Origin of the sequence: Aminiphilus sp., assembly GCF_029975095.1 — a bacterium.
Lineage (GTDB): Bacteria > Synergistota > Synergistia > Synergistales > Aminiphilaceae > Aminiphilus.
Map to the genome: position 1 here is coordinate 1 of NZ_JARKPW010000192.1, position 13623 is coordinate 13623.

A 13623-nucleotide genomic window follows, 5' to 3' on the forward strand; every position below is an offset into this window, starting at 1 on the left:
GGGTACCCGTGGGAGAGTAGGTCACTGCCAGAAACCTAATATCGAAAGAGGTCCCGGAGAGAAATCTCCGGGACCTCTTTTTTCGTCCCTTTTTCCAGCGGAGTTCCGCCCTGACGGCCCACTCAGGAGGGGGGTGCGGACGTTTATTTGGACTGCTATGCTGCCGGATCCAAGCTCCTCCAGAAACTCTTCCTTCGTCTTTCGGATTACGTCGTCCCCGGCGTTCGTCATGGCGGTCCGAACCTCCCTGCCGAGCAGATCGTTTTTCCACTGGTAGAGAACCGGCCGGGAAACTCCGTGATTCCGGGCAACCTCCTGCGCACGGCCTTTTCTTGTGCACAGGGCTGCTACCGCTTCTTTTTTCTGCTCTTCCGTGTATTGTAAACCACCCCTGCGCTTCTTCCGCCTGTCGGGCGCCAGTTCCCGGCTCCACTGTCTGAGCGTTTCCCTGTTGGGGTACCCCAAGGCTCTGGAAGTCCTGGAGTAACTGAGCCCGTGGGTGAGGTGATAACGAACCGCCGCCTGTTTCTGTTCCTCGGTGAACTTCGAGGCTCTTGTGTCCCCGTCACGGATTATCCCGGTTTCCTGCTCTTTAAGATAGAACTTATACCAGGAACGCAGTGTGTGTCTGTTGGGATAGCCGAGTTCACGGATGGCGTCGGCGGCGCTTTTGTCGTACTTGATATACAGCTCCACCGCCCGCATTCGTTCTTCCCTTGAGTACATGGACATCCTCCTGTCTCATTTCGAGTCCAAGATTTTGTCCGCACTCCCTGGTGGTGATCAAATTTGCATTGACAAAACCATTGGCTTGTTTACTGGCCGAGGCCCCCCTGCAGCAAGGAGTCTCCGTCAGGTCTTTTGGGCAGGCCTGGAAAGCGTGTTTCGAAGAATCGAACTTATACTCAGGCATAAAACCGGAGCGCCTGGAAAAGCCTTGCCGGCGTCGGAAGAAAGAAGTGCGAAGCAGGGGTTGCTTCCCTGGAGTGTCAATTCAAACGCAACAAAAGTGAAGCCGGCTTCAGAGATACCGCTACAAGCGTACGCCATCTGCCGCACTTCGTGGCCTGCTATTGAGGGGCGATACGTACGTATCCAAATTCTCTTGGCTCACGTTCCGGAAGTTCTTTCTTTTGGGTAGAAACTTCCTGATGAGGTCGTTGACTGTTCGCATCGGCATCCCGGGCTACGGGGATGGGCGAAGTAGGCCGAGGCTCCGAGCACCGAACTCACCCGGGCATACCGGACCCGAAAAAACAGACGACCTTTCGAACGAATAAGAGCTTTCCCGGGGAAAAAACTCCACCGATCCTGCAACGGGCCAGTGGAGTCGTCTTTTTCAGAACGATATGTTTTGCTGTGATCAGAAGTTGATCGGGGCAACGTGCCCCATCCACAAAAAGCCCCAGAGCACCGACTGATTTGCCAGAAGCGGTGTTTCCCGGTCATTCCAGGAATATTGATTGGTCTTTACCATCCTCGTCAGGGAATAAAGGTGGCGCTGAAGTACCTGGGGAGCAGTTTCACCCTTCCGGGCCTTCATCTGATACCAGCTTTGCCCCGTCCAGGCAAAGACCACCGTTGGTTCATCGCCTTTCCATGCAAGGGGGACGCGAGGTTTGTCCAGAACGGCCATTCGATCCACAAAGCTTCTCCAGCGGGCTACCATTCGAAAATTCCCATCATTGCTCCAGGACGGAAGCATCATGCCGGGTTGCACAACGGTGACGGGTTGCTGCGACGGTGTGCTTTGAATCGAAACGTGGGGAATCAGGGCAACCGTGGTCGGCACAACGGAACCCACGGCGAAATCAGTGCGGATGATGTGGCCGTTTCCGGCGGAGGAACCGTAAAACCATACGCCTCCCGGTGCCTGGGTCACCGCGTAACCATCGTAGGTAAGAAACCACCCCTGGGGCAACGTCGCGGGACGATAGACATGGAAGGTCATACCTGCGTAAGCAGGTTGTGCGACCAGAATGGGTTCGACCACATAGGTGGCACACTCTCCGCCGCCGGCCAACGCCCCCAGGAACAGAGTCACTGCGAAAAGCAGAAAAACACATCGACGCAAAGACAGTCACCTTCCTTGGTATCGGTTTTGAAATCCTTGAAAAAGCTTTTGCGAAACACCTTCATTCAGAAAGCTCCCCGAAGAAAACTTTTGCCGCGGAGCGAATATCCCCTTTTGACACCCGATAACACATGGAGATCACGAGAGTCTTGTCAGCAAATTCCTGCAGAGAAGAATCTCTTCTTCTTTGGTAAATGTACGTGCGACATTCTTGGGGTGATTCAGTAAAGTGCTCAATCCGAGTCGGAAGCAGTGTTGTTATCCTGCGAGACATCTCCGGAAAGTGCTTGGGGAACGTCCTCCGAATCGGTAGTCTCCAAAGGAGAAAATCTATCCAGAGAGGGTTGCTGCGGAGTAGCCGGCGTCGGCGGCAGAAAAACAGGACTTTCCGGTATCGCCGGCGGAATTGTTGGCGGATCCTGAAGAGGAACGGTTGGTGCTCCTTCGGAAGGCTCTGGCGGCATATACAGAGGCGCTTGAGGAATCGGAGTTTCTTTTCCCGAGGGTTGCGCCGGCGAAAGTTCGGGATTTTCTTGGGGGAGAGGTGTCCCTGTCGCTGGCGATGCTCCTGATTGTGACATCGGTGCGGGTGGAACGTAGACAGGTACGCTCTTCGAGGAGGATGGCTCCTGTTGTTCTCCCGAAGGGACCGGCGTTGCGGGTTTCACCACGACGGGAGAGGAAAGGGGAACCCGAGGCCGTGTCGAGCTCGGTTTGTTCGGGGAAGGGGAAGGGGCGGGAAGGAGCGGTTCCGCGTGTCCCTGCTGGTCTGACAGGCTCGGGAACGGTTCGGAAAGTTCGATTCGGGGAACTCCTCCTCCGGGCGGGACGACCATGCCCTGCGGGGACGGCATAACCGGTACGACGCCGCCCTGCTGTGGAAAGGTGCCTGGAGCCATCGGGAGCATTTGTGGAGCGGGTCCCTGTACGACACCTCCCTGGGGAACGAAGACTTCCACCGGGTGTGCCTGAGGCGCAATGTAGTAGGCGGGACCGCTCGGGAGTGTCGGCTGCGCACTGAAAGGTTGCTGCGCGGGATCCCAAAGGGGAAGTGCATTTCCGTCCTCGTGGGCGGCAAGGATTCTTGAAAGAGCCGGATATTCGGGATCCACCTCGAGTGCCGTGCGGTAGGCTTCCTGGGCTTTTTCGAGATTCCCGGCACCTTCCTGAGCCTTGCCCAGCCAATACCACCCGTCCGCGGACCTCGGGCGTTCCTTGACGTACTGTCGGAGATAGGCGACGGCTTTTGTGAACCGTCCTTCAAGGCAGAGCTGTTGTCCCGCTTTCCAGGCGAGACGAAGGACATCCTCGCCCTCGTTCCCTGGGATCGATTGTTGTACGGATATTTGTCCTGCAGGAGCTGCCACGGTTTCGGAAGGGAAGAGGAGAATCCCCCAGGTACAGACAAAGGCAAGCCATCCGAAGAAGAATCTGCCGAGAGGAGGAAGCTCCTGCGCCTGCTTTCCCCTTGCGAAGGGAACGATTCGTCGAATCATGATCAGAAACCTTCTCCTTTCCTCGGTTTGTAGATCGGCACGGAAACCAGGTCGCGCAAGCGGATGGGGTTTTTGGAATCCTCTTTGGTGACGACCACGATCGCCTCCCGTTCCTTGATGAAGGTCACGGTCACTTCGCCGATGAGCTGCGGAAGCAGGACTACGGGATTTTCGGGATCCACAGTGATATAAGTGTCGCTCCGCATGACGGAAAGCACGTCACCTGCTTTGAGAGAATCGTATTTCCCGAGAGAGAGAATGTATTCCCGCCTCTCCTTGGTGGAAGTTGCTGTGGGGGCGATAAGTCGCCCGAGAATACGGAACCCCGTGTACCCCCGGACGAGATCGTTCACCGCCTGACGGCAGGCCTGCTGGATGGTCGCCCAGTACACGCTGCGGGAAAAAGATTCCCAGTAGGGGGATTTGCTGGGGTCGTAGTCCGGGTCAAAGGTGAGGCGCGCCTCTTTCGCTTCGATGACGCTCCTGTTGCGGACGCTGCCTGTGGTCCCGTCGTAGACGGTCATCCGCAACGCCACGGATCCCTTGGTGGTCGTTCCCACGGGGATGGGAGTGCCGGTTCTCTTGGGGAGAAAACGGTACAGTTCGACCTCCACGGCGAAATCCTCGCCTCGTCGCGCACCGGAGAGCCAGAGCGCGCGGCCTTCTGCATCCAGGGTGGAGACATCGGCCAAGGGAGACTGTTTCAAGAGCTCCGAGAGGAACCGACCGATCTTTTCCGGGAGGACGTCCTGCGGGTAGTATTTATTCGGCCATACCACGACTTCCGTGTCGTTGCGCACGGGAAAGATGGCGACGGAAACTCCTCCGCGGGGAATGATTTCCGCCCGGGCCGAGGAAACGATTCCGAAAAGAGCGACGATGATCGCTCCGGAAAGGAAACGGAGAAGGCGTTTCTGAGTGCCGTTTGTCATGAGCCGCATCACAATCCTTCCAGGAAAAGCGTGCGGAGAAGTGTCCGCATTCATACGAACCCGCTTCAGGTATCGGAGGCGGAAGGGAAAAGGTTGAGATAGCCGGGAAATTTTTCCTCATCCGGAGAGGGTTTTCGGGATGAGTGAGGCACATCCGCTCCGAACGTACAGCCTGACGATGAAGGAGACGGACGAAACGTACGGCAAAGAAGGATATCACGTCCCGTTTTCGGAAACGAGAGAAAATTGTGTGTCCACCGCCTTGAAAAAGGCATCGATATCTTCCTCCACGAGGAGAGAGATGCGTTTCTTGGGAAGGTAGTCGAAGGAAAGGGGTCCTCGATTGACCACGACGATATCCTTTCCGGCATAAGCTGGGAGAAGCGCTGCGGGGGTGACCGTCAGAGACGACCCGATCACGAAGAGCAGGTCCGAGGCTTTTACCAGGTGCACGCACTCCTCCAGATATCGCACCTGTTCACTGAAAAAGACGATGTCCGGTTTGAGCACACTTCCGCAGGAGTCGCAGTGGGGAATGTCCGTTTCGAGGGCCTTTCCCGCTGCCGCTTCGCGGGGATAGGTCCGGGAGCATTGGACGCAGGTGCTTGTCTCGATCCCGCCGTGAATTTCCAGCACGTGGGACGATCCTGCCCGCTGATCGAGGCCGTCGATGTTCTGGGTCACGATGCCCTTGAGGATTCCTTTCTGTTCAAGGGCCGCGAAGAAGCGGTGTGCGAACGTGGGACGGACGGTGTCGAGAAGCGAGAGGAACGCCCTGTGAAAGCGATAAAAAAGCGCGGGGTTTCGAGAGAATTCTGAGAGATCGAAAATGCGCTCGGGATCGGCGATTTCCGCGGTCCGATAGAGTCCGTTCGGACCGCGGAAATCGGGGATGCCCGCGCTCGTGGACATGCCCGCTCCGCTGAGGAGGACAACGTTTCTGGCTTGTTCGAGCATCGCGGCGCAGCGCGTCGCCTGCTCTTCGAGGATGTGCGCCATGAGAGACACCTCCTGCAAGGTTCTTTCGAACGCAGCATAGGCGTCTTTCCGAAGAAACGCAACATGGTACAATGTCGAAGGCGCTTGCGATAAGCGGCATGAACCGCAAGAATGCTTTCCGGGAGGAATGGGGCGTGGTGGAGAAACGATACGATGCGATCATTGTGGGTGCAGGTCCCGCGGGACTTTTCGCCGCCCTGGAACTGACGGAAAAAGGCGCCTCGGTTCTCGTCGTGGACAAGGGGCGTTCCCTGGAGGGGCGGAAATGTCCGCTCAAGAACGGGGCGGTGGGGCAATGCATCCATTGCTCTCCTTGTAGTGTCATCTGCGGGTGGGGGGGAGCCGGAGCATTCAGCGACGGAAAGCTCACGCTGACCCCGGAATTCGGGGGCAACCTCGAGCGCTATGTGGGAAGGCGCGTCCTCGAACAGCTCATCCCGGAAGTGGATGCGATCTGGGTTCACTACGGCGCGGACACGCCCGTGTTCGAGCCCGATGCCGCCTTCGCCGGAGAGGTGGTCAAAAAGGGGCGTTTTGCGGGGCTTCAGGTCATCCCTGCAAAAATCCGCCATATCGGAACGGATCGTTCCCAGGAGGTTCTCGCTGCCGTCCGGGAGGCGCTTGCATCACGTTGTGACGTACTGCTCGAGACGGAAGTCGCGTCGATCCTCTCCGACGACGGTGTGGTGAAAGGGATCCGCCTGACGGATGGCCGGGAGATCCCATCCCGATTCGTGCTCGTCTGTCCCGGAAGGGAAGGTGCCCACTGGATGGAGCGCGTTGCGAGAGAACTCCGGTTGCACGTGGACTCCCTTCCAGTGGATATCGGTGTACGGGTCGAAATTCCCCGGGAGTGGGCGGACGGTCTCACCGAGCAGTTCTACGAAGTGAAGGCGCTCTTCAACGCGCCCACGTTCGACGATCGGGTCCGCACGTTCTGCATGTGTCCGGGAGGCGAGGTGGTCACGGAATATCAGAGCGACGGCAAGGTAGTGGTCGTCAACGGGCACAGCAACAGAGAGACGAAGACGGAGAACACCAATTTCGCCATTCTCGTGAGCATCGACTTCACCGAACCGTTCCACGATCCCAATGGGTATGGCACGCACATTGCCCGGCTGGCGAACATGCTCGGAGGAACGGTACTGGTTCAGCGTCTCGGCGATCTTCGGGCGGGCCGGCGTTCAACGGCGGAGCGAATCCGAAGGGGACTGGTCCGCCCGACCCTGGCGGAGGCGGAGCCGGGAGATCTCTCCTTCGTGCTTCCTTACCGCCACCTCACGGACATTCTCGAGATGCTTCACGCCCTGGACACCATCATGCCCGGCATCAATGGCCCTCATACGCTCCTGTACGGGGTCGAGGTAAAATTCTACAGCCTCCGTCTCGGATTGGACGAAACATTGCAGACCTCCATTTCGGGGCTCTACGCCGCCGGAGACGGGGCCGGAGTGACGAGAGGCGTGATTCAGGCATCTGCGAGCGGCCTCGTGGCAGCCCGCTCCATCCTGAGGGCTGCGGAATCTTTTCCCCCGCAGGGACAGTGACGTGGACCCGGAGAGAGGCGCAGAGGGATCCCGAGGGGCCGGCGCGACACGCGCCACGGCATTACCTGGAGGAGCCGCAGGCGAGGATGTGAGGGAAATTGTTCCGGAAAGGTGTTGCAAGGCCTGCTGTGGAGCGAGAAGGAGGAAAATCCATGGAGACGACGTTGGATGTGAGAGCGCTTTTCAAACTCAGCTATGGGTTGTACATCGTGGGAGCCACTTGGGAGAGGAAATGTAACGGACAGATCGCCAATGCGGTCATGCAGATCACCGCAGAGCCCATCTGCGTCACGACCTGTCTTCACAGGAATAATCTCACCACGGAGTTCATCCGGAAAAGCGGCGTGTTTTCCGTGTCCGTCCTGGAGCAGGATGTGCCCATGCCGTTCATCGGGAATTTCGGTTTCAAGTGTGGCAGAGACATCGACAAGTTCTGCAATGTTCAGTACCGACCGGCACCTCTCGGCTCCCCCTTCATTCTCGACTGGACGGTGGCGGTGCTGGAGGCAAAGGTCATCGCCGTTCAGGAGGTACATACGCATATCCTCTTCGTGGGCGAGGTTGCGAGCGCCGAAGTCGTCAAAGAAGGCGACCCCCTCACCTATGCGGATTACCATCGTCTCAAGAAGGGCAAGTCCCACAAGAATTCGCCCACATCCGTCTTCAACGACGTGAAGGGGCTCTGACGGTTCGGGTCGCGACATATCGTGTTCTTCACGGCCTCCGGAATCAACCCGGTGGCTGTCCAGGGGATCGGATCTCCTCTTTCTCAAAGAGGATGTGTCCGGTCCCCCATTTTTCTGTTGGTCCACCGGAAAGGAGAGGTCGCCCGTGTTGCTCCCGCTGCGATATCGCACGTGCTTCGATGCCCTCTACGAAACCTATGCTTCTCCCCGTTATCTGGATCCGGATCCGGTCCTTTTTCTTCACCGGTATGATACGCCGGAGGATGTGGAAGTCGCGGGTCTTCTGGCGGCATGTTTCGCGTACGGTAAGGTCCGCCAGATCCAGAGGAGCGTCGAAATTCTTCTGAATATTCTCGGTCCGGAACCGTCCGGCAGGCTTGTCGGAATGCCGGAGGAAGAGTTTGTCCCCTCGTCGTTTCCGCTGCGTCACCGTTTTACCGACCCGGAGGAGACGGTGGCACTGCTCCGAGCCATTCGTCTGGTGCTGCGGCGGTATGGTGGACTGGAGCCCCTTTTCCGCGAGGGAATGAACGTTCCCATGGAGGGGGAAAGGGAAATCCTGCATACGAACCGTTCCGTTCGTGCGGTGCGAGGGGTGGCTTCTTTCGTTCGAGTGCTGACGCAACTTGGCGCCGTGCCTCCGGGAAGAAGCCGGAGCAGCCTTTTGGCTTCGCCGGAAAAGGGGAGTGCCTGCAAGCGTCTGTTCCTTTTCCTCAAGTGGATGGTCCGTCGTGATGCCATAGATCCAGGAGGGTGGACGTGCCTGTATCCCTCCGAGCTGGTTTTGCCGCTGGATACGCACATGTTCGCTCTCTGTTCGGCCTGGGGTTTCTGCGAGAGACGTCATCCGGATCTCGGTGCCGCGCTGGAGGCCACGCGGGTCTTCCGGGAGATCAATCCCGAGGATCCTCTTCGGTATGATTTTGTGCTCACCCGCTTCGGCATTCGCCCCGAATTGTCCATGGAAGAGCTCTGTCGCAAGATTTCCGACGAGAACAACGAAGAGGAATAGTTCATGAAAAGGGAAAGAATTTGAAGGATATGCGCTGATTTTAGCGCATGAAGGGGTTTTTCCCGTTGGAGCAACACGGAGGGGGGAGGAATGAGGAGCGTGTCTTTTGCCTTCAGGTGACGGGAAGTGAGGAACGTGTTATCATCTGTAGTGAAGAACAAGGCAGGCAATCCATATTATTTTTTTGTTACGTTGTGTTGTTGGATTTCGCCTTCCCCCGATGCTGCAAAGAAATGTCACAGAGGCAGTGTGCCCGGTTTCGGCGAAATGGCTTTGAGGAGTTCCCGGAGTCATGAAAGGGAAGGTGATTGTCTGTGCTCTCTCCGTTGACGTCATCCCTCCGTCGAAAGAGATTCCTCGGTGATTGTTCGGGAATTGGGAGGTCCTCGCCCGTCCTTTTGGGACGCCTCGGTGTCGTGTTTGCGCAATGCCCCCTTCCTTCTTTTTTCTTTCATTGCGACAGAGCCAATTTCTCTCCGGAACATCCCCGGGAAGAAAGGCGGATTTGCTTCGGAGCAGTGTCGAGCCATGGCGGTGTCACGCGGGAAGATCCCGCGTTAAGGCGCATGTCCATACCGGTTCGACGCCCTGGATGATTTTGTACGCGCTCCTCTTGTTTCATGTTCTGGTTTCGAGAGTGGGCGCAGCTCGTCTTGAAATTTTCGGAATAGATGCAGCTATACCGTCCGGTCTGTATAGCTGCATTCGAAAAAGAGTGTTTTCTTCTCGATGCGTGACGTGTTGTCTCAGGTATTTTTCTCACGAGGAACATGCCTGACGGTCCTTCGGCCGGTGCGGGCTTCAGAGGGAGGTGATGTCCGCCGGAGGTTTGAAGATGAGGTGAAATCCCTCCGACGCGAGGGGAAGACACGCGTGTTGCGGCGAAACATCGGTTCGTGTGCTTTTCGGAGACATGGAGAGTCTAAGAAAGGATGGGATGCATGAAGAGAGACATGAAAGTCTTCTTGTTGTTCCTCTTGACGTTCGGTGTCCTTTGTATGGCGGGAACAGCCTTTGCGGAAGACCCGGTGTACGGTGGTATCCTTCGTTGGCGTGAGATCAACGATCCACCGAAGCTCGATCCTGCCCAGGCCACGGATACGGTGTCCAGCCGGGCTATCTACCTCATGTTCGACAGCCTTGTGGAAAACGACAGCGACGGCAAGGGCGTGCTCCCTGCGCTGGCCGAGAGCTGGGAGGGAAGCGAAGGTGGCACGGTGTGGACCTTCAAACTCCGGAAGGGTGTCCGGTTCCATAAGGAATGCCTGGGAGAACCCACGGCGAACGGCGGAAGAGAAGTTACCGCACAGGACTGGAAGTACACCTTCGAGCGCATGGTGCGGGACAATTCGCCCCGGGCGTATTTCATAGAAATGATTGAGGGCTATCAGGATTTCGTCAGCCGTGATGAAACGGGTGTGACGGAGTGGAGCGGCATCAAGGTCCTGGATGACTACACCCTGCAGTTCAAGCTGACCTATTCCTTCGCGCCCTTCGTCAGTGTCCTCGCCTACAATTCCTTCATGGTCATTCCCAGGGAGGACGCGGAGAAATGGGGCAAAGAGTTCAATTTCCATCCCGTGGGAACGGGACCGTTCATGCTCGAACGATGGGATCATGACCAGAAAGTGGTTCTCAAGAAAAACCCCGACTACTGGCGGAAGGATGGCAAGGGGAACGCGCTGCCCTATCTCGACGGCGTGGAGCTCGTGGTCATCCCCGACAACACTATTGCCTACGAGGAATTCAAGAAGGGAAATCTCGATGCCTTCCAGGATTTCCCCGACGAGTTCTATGTGGAGGCGAAGGCGACCTACGGCCCGCTCTTCCAGGAACGTCCCTGGGTGGGAACGTACTACTACGGATTCAACAACAGCAAGGAGCCCTTCAAGGGCAACAGGGCGCTTCGCCAGGCCGTCAACTACGCTGTGGACCGGGAGCGCATCAGCGATCTCGTCATCGAGGGACGGTATCCTGCAGGCAAGGGCGTGCTGCCTCCGGGAATGCCCGGTTTCAATCCCGACCTGAAGGGGTATAGCTACGATCCGGACAAGGCCAAGGCCCTGCTGAAAGAGGCGGGCTATCCGAATGGTTTCGAATGCGAACTGCAGGTGAACAACAATCCCCGACACAAGGCGGTGGCCGAGGCGATTCAGGCCCAGTTGATGGAACTGGGAATCAAGCTGAACATCAAGGTCGTTGACTGGGGCGTGCACCTCGACATGTGCGAGCGTGCGGAGACGCAGATGTTCCGCATGGGATGGGTCGTAGACTATCTCGACCCGGACAATTTCCTTTACGTGCTGCTGCATTCGAGCAACCACGGATCGAAGGGGAACTATTCCTTCTACAGCAATCCCGAGGTGGATGCCCTGCTCGCCGAGGCACGGGTGGAGACGAACTGGGACAAGCGCATCGAGCTCTACCGCAAGGCGGAGCAGCTCATTGTGGAGGATGCACCGTGGGTGTTCCTCTTCCACTACTCCACGAGCCTTCTCGGGCAGGAATGGGTGAAGAACATGCATCTGCCCGCCATGGGTGACTACTCGACGCCGCTCTATAACGTGTGGGTGACGAAGAAGTAGCGCGGTCAGAAAGAAAAGGGAGGAGGGCTGGTCTTTCCTCCCTTTTCGTATGTCTCCGTCCCGACTTTGAATTGGGGGTGTGCTCGTGTTCACCTATTTTCTTCGAAAAATCCTGTACACGATCCCCGTCCTTTGGGGTGTCGTCACAGTGGTGTTCATTCTCATGGCTGTTGTTCCAGGAGATCCTGCGCGCATCATGATGGGGCAGCGCGGCGACCCCGCCACGCTGGCGCGGATACGCGCCGATCTTGGGCTCGATCTTCCTCTGCACCGACAATACACGAAGTTCCTCGGCGAGCTGCTCCGGGGTGATCTCGGAACCTCCTACCGGAGCAACGAAAAAGTCTCCGTCGCTCTTTCCGTGCGTTTCGGTGCAACTTTGCGCCTTGCCTTCTGGGCCATGGTGGTTGCCTCCGTGCTCGGCGTCACCGCAGGGATCGTCTCGGCGGTGAAGCAGTATTCCGTGTTCGACTATTCCGCCATGTTCCTCGCCATCTCGGGAGTCAGCGCTCCCGTCTTCTGGGTCGGGCTTCTTCTGCTGCTCGCCTTTGCCTACAACCTGCACTGGATTCCAGGCGTCGGCTACGGTGATGGCCAGGCGATCTATCTGATCCTGCCCGTGCTGACCCTCGGTGTCCGCCCGGCGGCGCTCATCGCCCGGCTTACGCGCTCCTGCATGCTCGAGGTGCTGAGCCAGGATTACATCCGCACTGCCCGGGCGAAGGGGCTCGCCGAGAAGATCGTGGTGATCAAACATGCCCTGAAGAATGCACTGATCCCCGTGGTGACCATCATCGGAACTCAGGTGGCGGAACTGCTCTCCGGGGCGGTGCTCACGGAGACGATCTTCGCCTGGCCCGGCATAGGTCGGCTTGCGGTGGAGGCCCTTGTGGCCAGAGATTTCCCCATGATCCGAGGGACCGTTATTTTCATGGCGCTCATTTTTCTCGTAACCAATCTCGTGGTGGATCTCTCCTACGGCTTCATCGATCCGAGAGTCCGGTTCGAGTAGGTGACGATCATGACGGAAAGAACGACACCTGCTGCATCCGGCGGAAGTCTCTGGTTCGAGGCGTGGCTCAGGTTCCGGAGAAACCGGCTTGCCATGATCGGACTCGTCATGGTGATCACGGTGATTCTCGTGGCAGTTCTGGCGACGTGGATCTCTCCCTACGATCCGCTCAAACAGCTCATCTGGACCGAAGGCAAAGCCGTCCGCCTCGCCTCTCCCTCGGCAAAGCACTGGTTCGGTACGGATCTGTACGGTCGGGACATTCTGAGCCGGATCATCTTCGGGGCGCGCATTTCCCTTCAGATCGGCATCTTCGCGACTCTCGTCTCGCTGGTCATCGGCATTCCTCTCGGGGCACTCGCGGGATATGTGGGGAAGTGGGTGGACGATCTCATCTCCTGGCTCGTCAACGTGGTCTTCGCCTTTCCCTTTCTCCTCTTCGTCCTCGCGGTGGTTGCGGTGTTCAAGGATCCAAGTCTCGTGGTGGTCTACATCGCCATCGGCATGGTGAACTGGGTTTCCATCGCAAGGGTGGTTCGGGCTCAGTTCATCTCCCTGCGAGAGCGGGAGTTCGTCGAGGCCGCCCGAGCGCTCGGCATGCCCTCGTGGCGGATTATCTTCGTGCACATTCTTCCCAATGCCCTGGCTCCCGTGATCGTGCAGGCGACGCTGGGGATGGGGAGCATCATCATGATCGAGGCGGGGCTGGCTTTTCTCGGCTTTGGTGCGCAACCTCCCACGCCGAGTTGGGGGCTGATGATTTCCGAGGGGCAGAAATATCTCGGCCAGGGGCAATGGTGGTGGGCGATCTTTCCCGGGCTCGCCATCATGTACACGGTGCTGGCCTTTAATTTCCTTGGAGATGGTCTTCGCGATGCACTCGATGTGCGCTTGAAGCGATAGGAGGTGCTTTTCCATGCCCTTGCTGGAAGTCAAAGGACTCAAGACGTATTTCGACACGGATCGTGGCGTTGTCAGGGCTGTGGACGGCGTCTCCCTGAGCATCGAAGCGGGGCAGACCCTGGGTGTGGTGGGAGAGTCCGGATGCGGAAAGAGTGTCACTGCCCTCTCCATCCTACGGTTGGTGCACAAGCCCGTGGGAAGGATCGCCGGCGGGGAGATCCTCTTCGACGGCAAAAATCTCCTGGCTCTTTCCGAACAGGAGATGCGTTCCGTGAGAGGAAACAGGATCTCCATGATTTTCCAGGAACCCATGACGAGTCTCAATCCCGTCTATACCGTGGGGGAGCAGATCATGGAACCCCTCATGCAACATCTAC

General features: G+C 57.7%; 12 protein-coding genes. 7 read left to right on the top strand and 5 right to left on the bottom strand.

Annotated features, from left to right (window positions below; translation table 11 throughout):
• Nucleotides 1-21: 21 nt before the first annotated feature.
• The 5 genes from Q1K49_RS12220 to Q1K49_RS12235 all read right to left on the bottom strand — a co-directional run bounded on the left by Q1K49_RS12220 (nucleotide 22) and on the right by Q1K49_RS12235 (nucleotide 5501).
• Complete coding sequence (locus Q1K49_RS12220; protein WP_300526308.1) at nucleotides 22-726, bottom strand: transposase; 705 nt, start codon at nucleotides 724-726, stop codon at nucleotides 22-24.
• Nucleotides 727-1363: 637 nt separating this feature from the next.
• The gene (locus Q1K49_RS12225; protein ID WP_300526309.1) at nucleotides 1364-2074 is read right to left on the bottom strand and encodes a hypothetical protein; all 711 of its coding nucleotides are present in this window, start codon (nucleotides 2072-2074) and stop codon (nucleotides 1364-1366) included.
• A gap of 233 nt (nucleotides 2075-2307) precedes the next feature.
• The gene (locus Q1K49_RS14930) at nucleotides 2308-3570 is read right to left on the bottom strand and encodes a tetratricopeptide repeat protein (RefSeq protein WP_366146068.1); all 1263 of its coding nucleotides are present in this window, start codon (nucleotides 3568-3570) and stop codon (nucleotides 2308-2310) included.
• A 2-nt stretch (nucleotides 3571-3572) separates the two neighbouring features.
• Nucleotides 3573-4511 carry a FlgT C-terminal domain-containing protein gene (locus Q1K49_RS12230; protein WP_300526310.1) on the bottom strand — a complete coding sequence of 313 codons (939 nt, stop codon included), beginning with the start codon at nucleotides 4509-4511 and terminating at the stop codon, nucleotides 3573-3575.
• 207 nt (nucleotides 4512-4718) lie between these two features.
• Nucleotides 4719-5501 (bottom strand): Sir2 family NAD-dependent protein deacetylase, encoded by a 783-nt coding sequence (locus Q1K49_RS12235; protein ID WP_300526311.1) that lies wholly within the window; start codon nucleotides 5499-5501, stop codon nucleotides 4719-4721.
• Between the two features lie 137 nt (nucleotides 5502-5638).
• Here Q1K49_RS12235 and Q1K49_RS12240 point away from each other — a divergent pair, with 137 nt between their 5' ends.
• The 7 genes from Q1K49_RS12240 to Q1K49_RS12270 all read left to right on the top strand — a co-directional run.
• Nucleotides 5639-7048, top strand: coding sequence for an FAD-dependent protein (locus Q1K49_RS12240; RefSeq protein WP_300526317.1), 1410 nt, complete (start codon nucleotides 5639-5641; stop codon nucleotides 7046-7048).
• A 152-nt stretch (nucleotides 7049-7200) separates the two neighbouring features.
• Nucleotides 7201-7734 carry a flavin reductase family protein gene (locus Q1K49_RS12245; protein WP_300526312.1) on the top strand — a complete coding sequence of 178 codons (534 nt, stop codon included), beginning with the start codon at nucleotides 7201-7203 and terminating at the stop codon, nucleotides 7732-7734.
• A 145-nt stretch (nucleotides 7735-7879) separates the two neighbouring features.
• On the top strand, nucleotides 7880-8746 hold the full coding sequence (locus Q1K49_RS12250) for a TIGR02757 family protein (protein ID WP_300526313.1): 867 nt from the start codon (nucleotides 7880-7882) through the stop codon (nucleotides 8744-8746).
• A gap of 941 nt (nucleotides 8747-9687) precedes the next feature.
• Nucleotides 9688-11331, top strand: a complete 1644-nt coding sequence (locus tag Q1K49_RS12255) for an ABC transporter substrate-binding protein (RefSeq protein ID WP_300526314.1) — start codon at nucleotides 9688-9690, stop codon at nucleotides 11329-11331.
• A gap of 85 nt (nucleotides 11332-11416) precedes the next feature.
• Complete coding sequence (locus Q1K49_RS12260) at nucleotides 11417-12343, top strand: ABC transporter permease (protein ID WP_300526315.1); 927 nt, start codon at nucleotides 11417-11419, stop codon at nucleotides 12341-12343.
• Between the two features lie 9 nt (nucleotides 12344-12352).
• A complete protein-coding gene (locus Q1K49_RS12265) occupies nucleotides 12353-13246 on the top strand; it encodes an ABC transporter permease (protein WP_213694295.1) in 894 nt (297 codons plus the stop codon).
• Between the two features lie 13 nt (nucleotides 13247-13259).
• On the top strand, nucleotides 13260-13623 hold a 364-nt coding region (locus Q1K49_RS12270; RefSeq protein WP_300526316.1), incomplete at its 3' end, for an ATP-binding cassette domain-containing protein.

Excerpts from the sequence above, each read along its gene's own strand:
- Q1K49_RS14930 (WP_366146068.1), bottom strand. The coding sequence starts at position 3,570 with ATGATTCGACGAATCGTTCCCTTCGCAAGGGGAAAGCAGGCGCAGGAG.
- Q1K49_RS12220 (WP_300526308.1), bottom strand. The coding sequence starts at position 726 with ATGTACTCAAGGGAAGAACGAATGCGGGCGGTGGAGCTGTATATCAAG.
- Q1K49_RS12230 (WP_300526310.1), bottom strand. The coding sequence starts at position 4,511 with ATGCGGCTCATGACAAACGGCACTCAGAAACGCCTTCTCCGTTTCCTT.
- Q1K49_RS12245 (WP_300526312.1), top strand. The coding sequence starts at position 7,201 with ATGGAGACGACGTTGGATGTGAGAGCGCTTTTCAAACTCAGCTATGGG.
- Q1K49_RS12235 (WP_300526311.1), bottom strand. The coding sequence starts at position 5,501 with ATGGCGCACATCCTCGAAGAGCAGGCGACGCGCTGCGCCGCGATGCTC.
- Q1K49_RS12255 (WP_300526314.1), top strand. The coding sequence starts at position 9,688 with ATGAAGAGAGACATGAAAGTCTTCTTGTTGTTCCTCTTGACGTTCGGT.
- Q1K49_RS12265 (WP_213694295.1), top strand. The coding sequence starts at position 12,353 with ATGACGGAAAGAACGACACCTGCTGCATCCGGCGGAAGTCTCTGGTTC.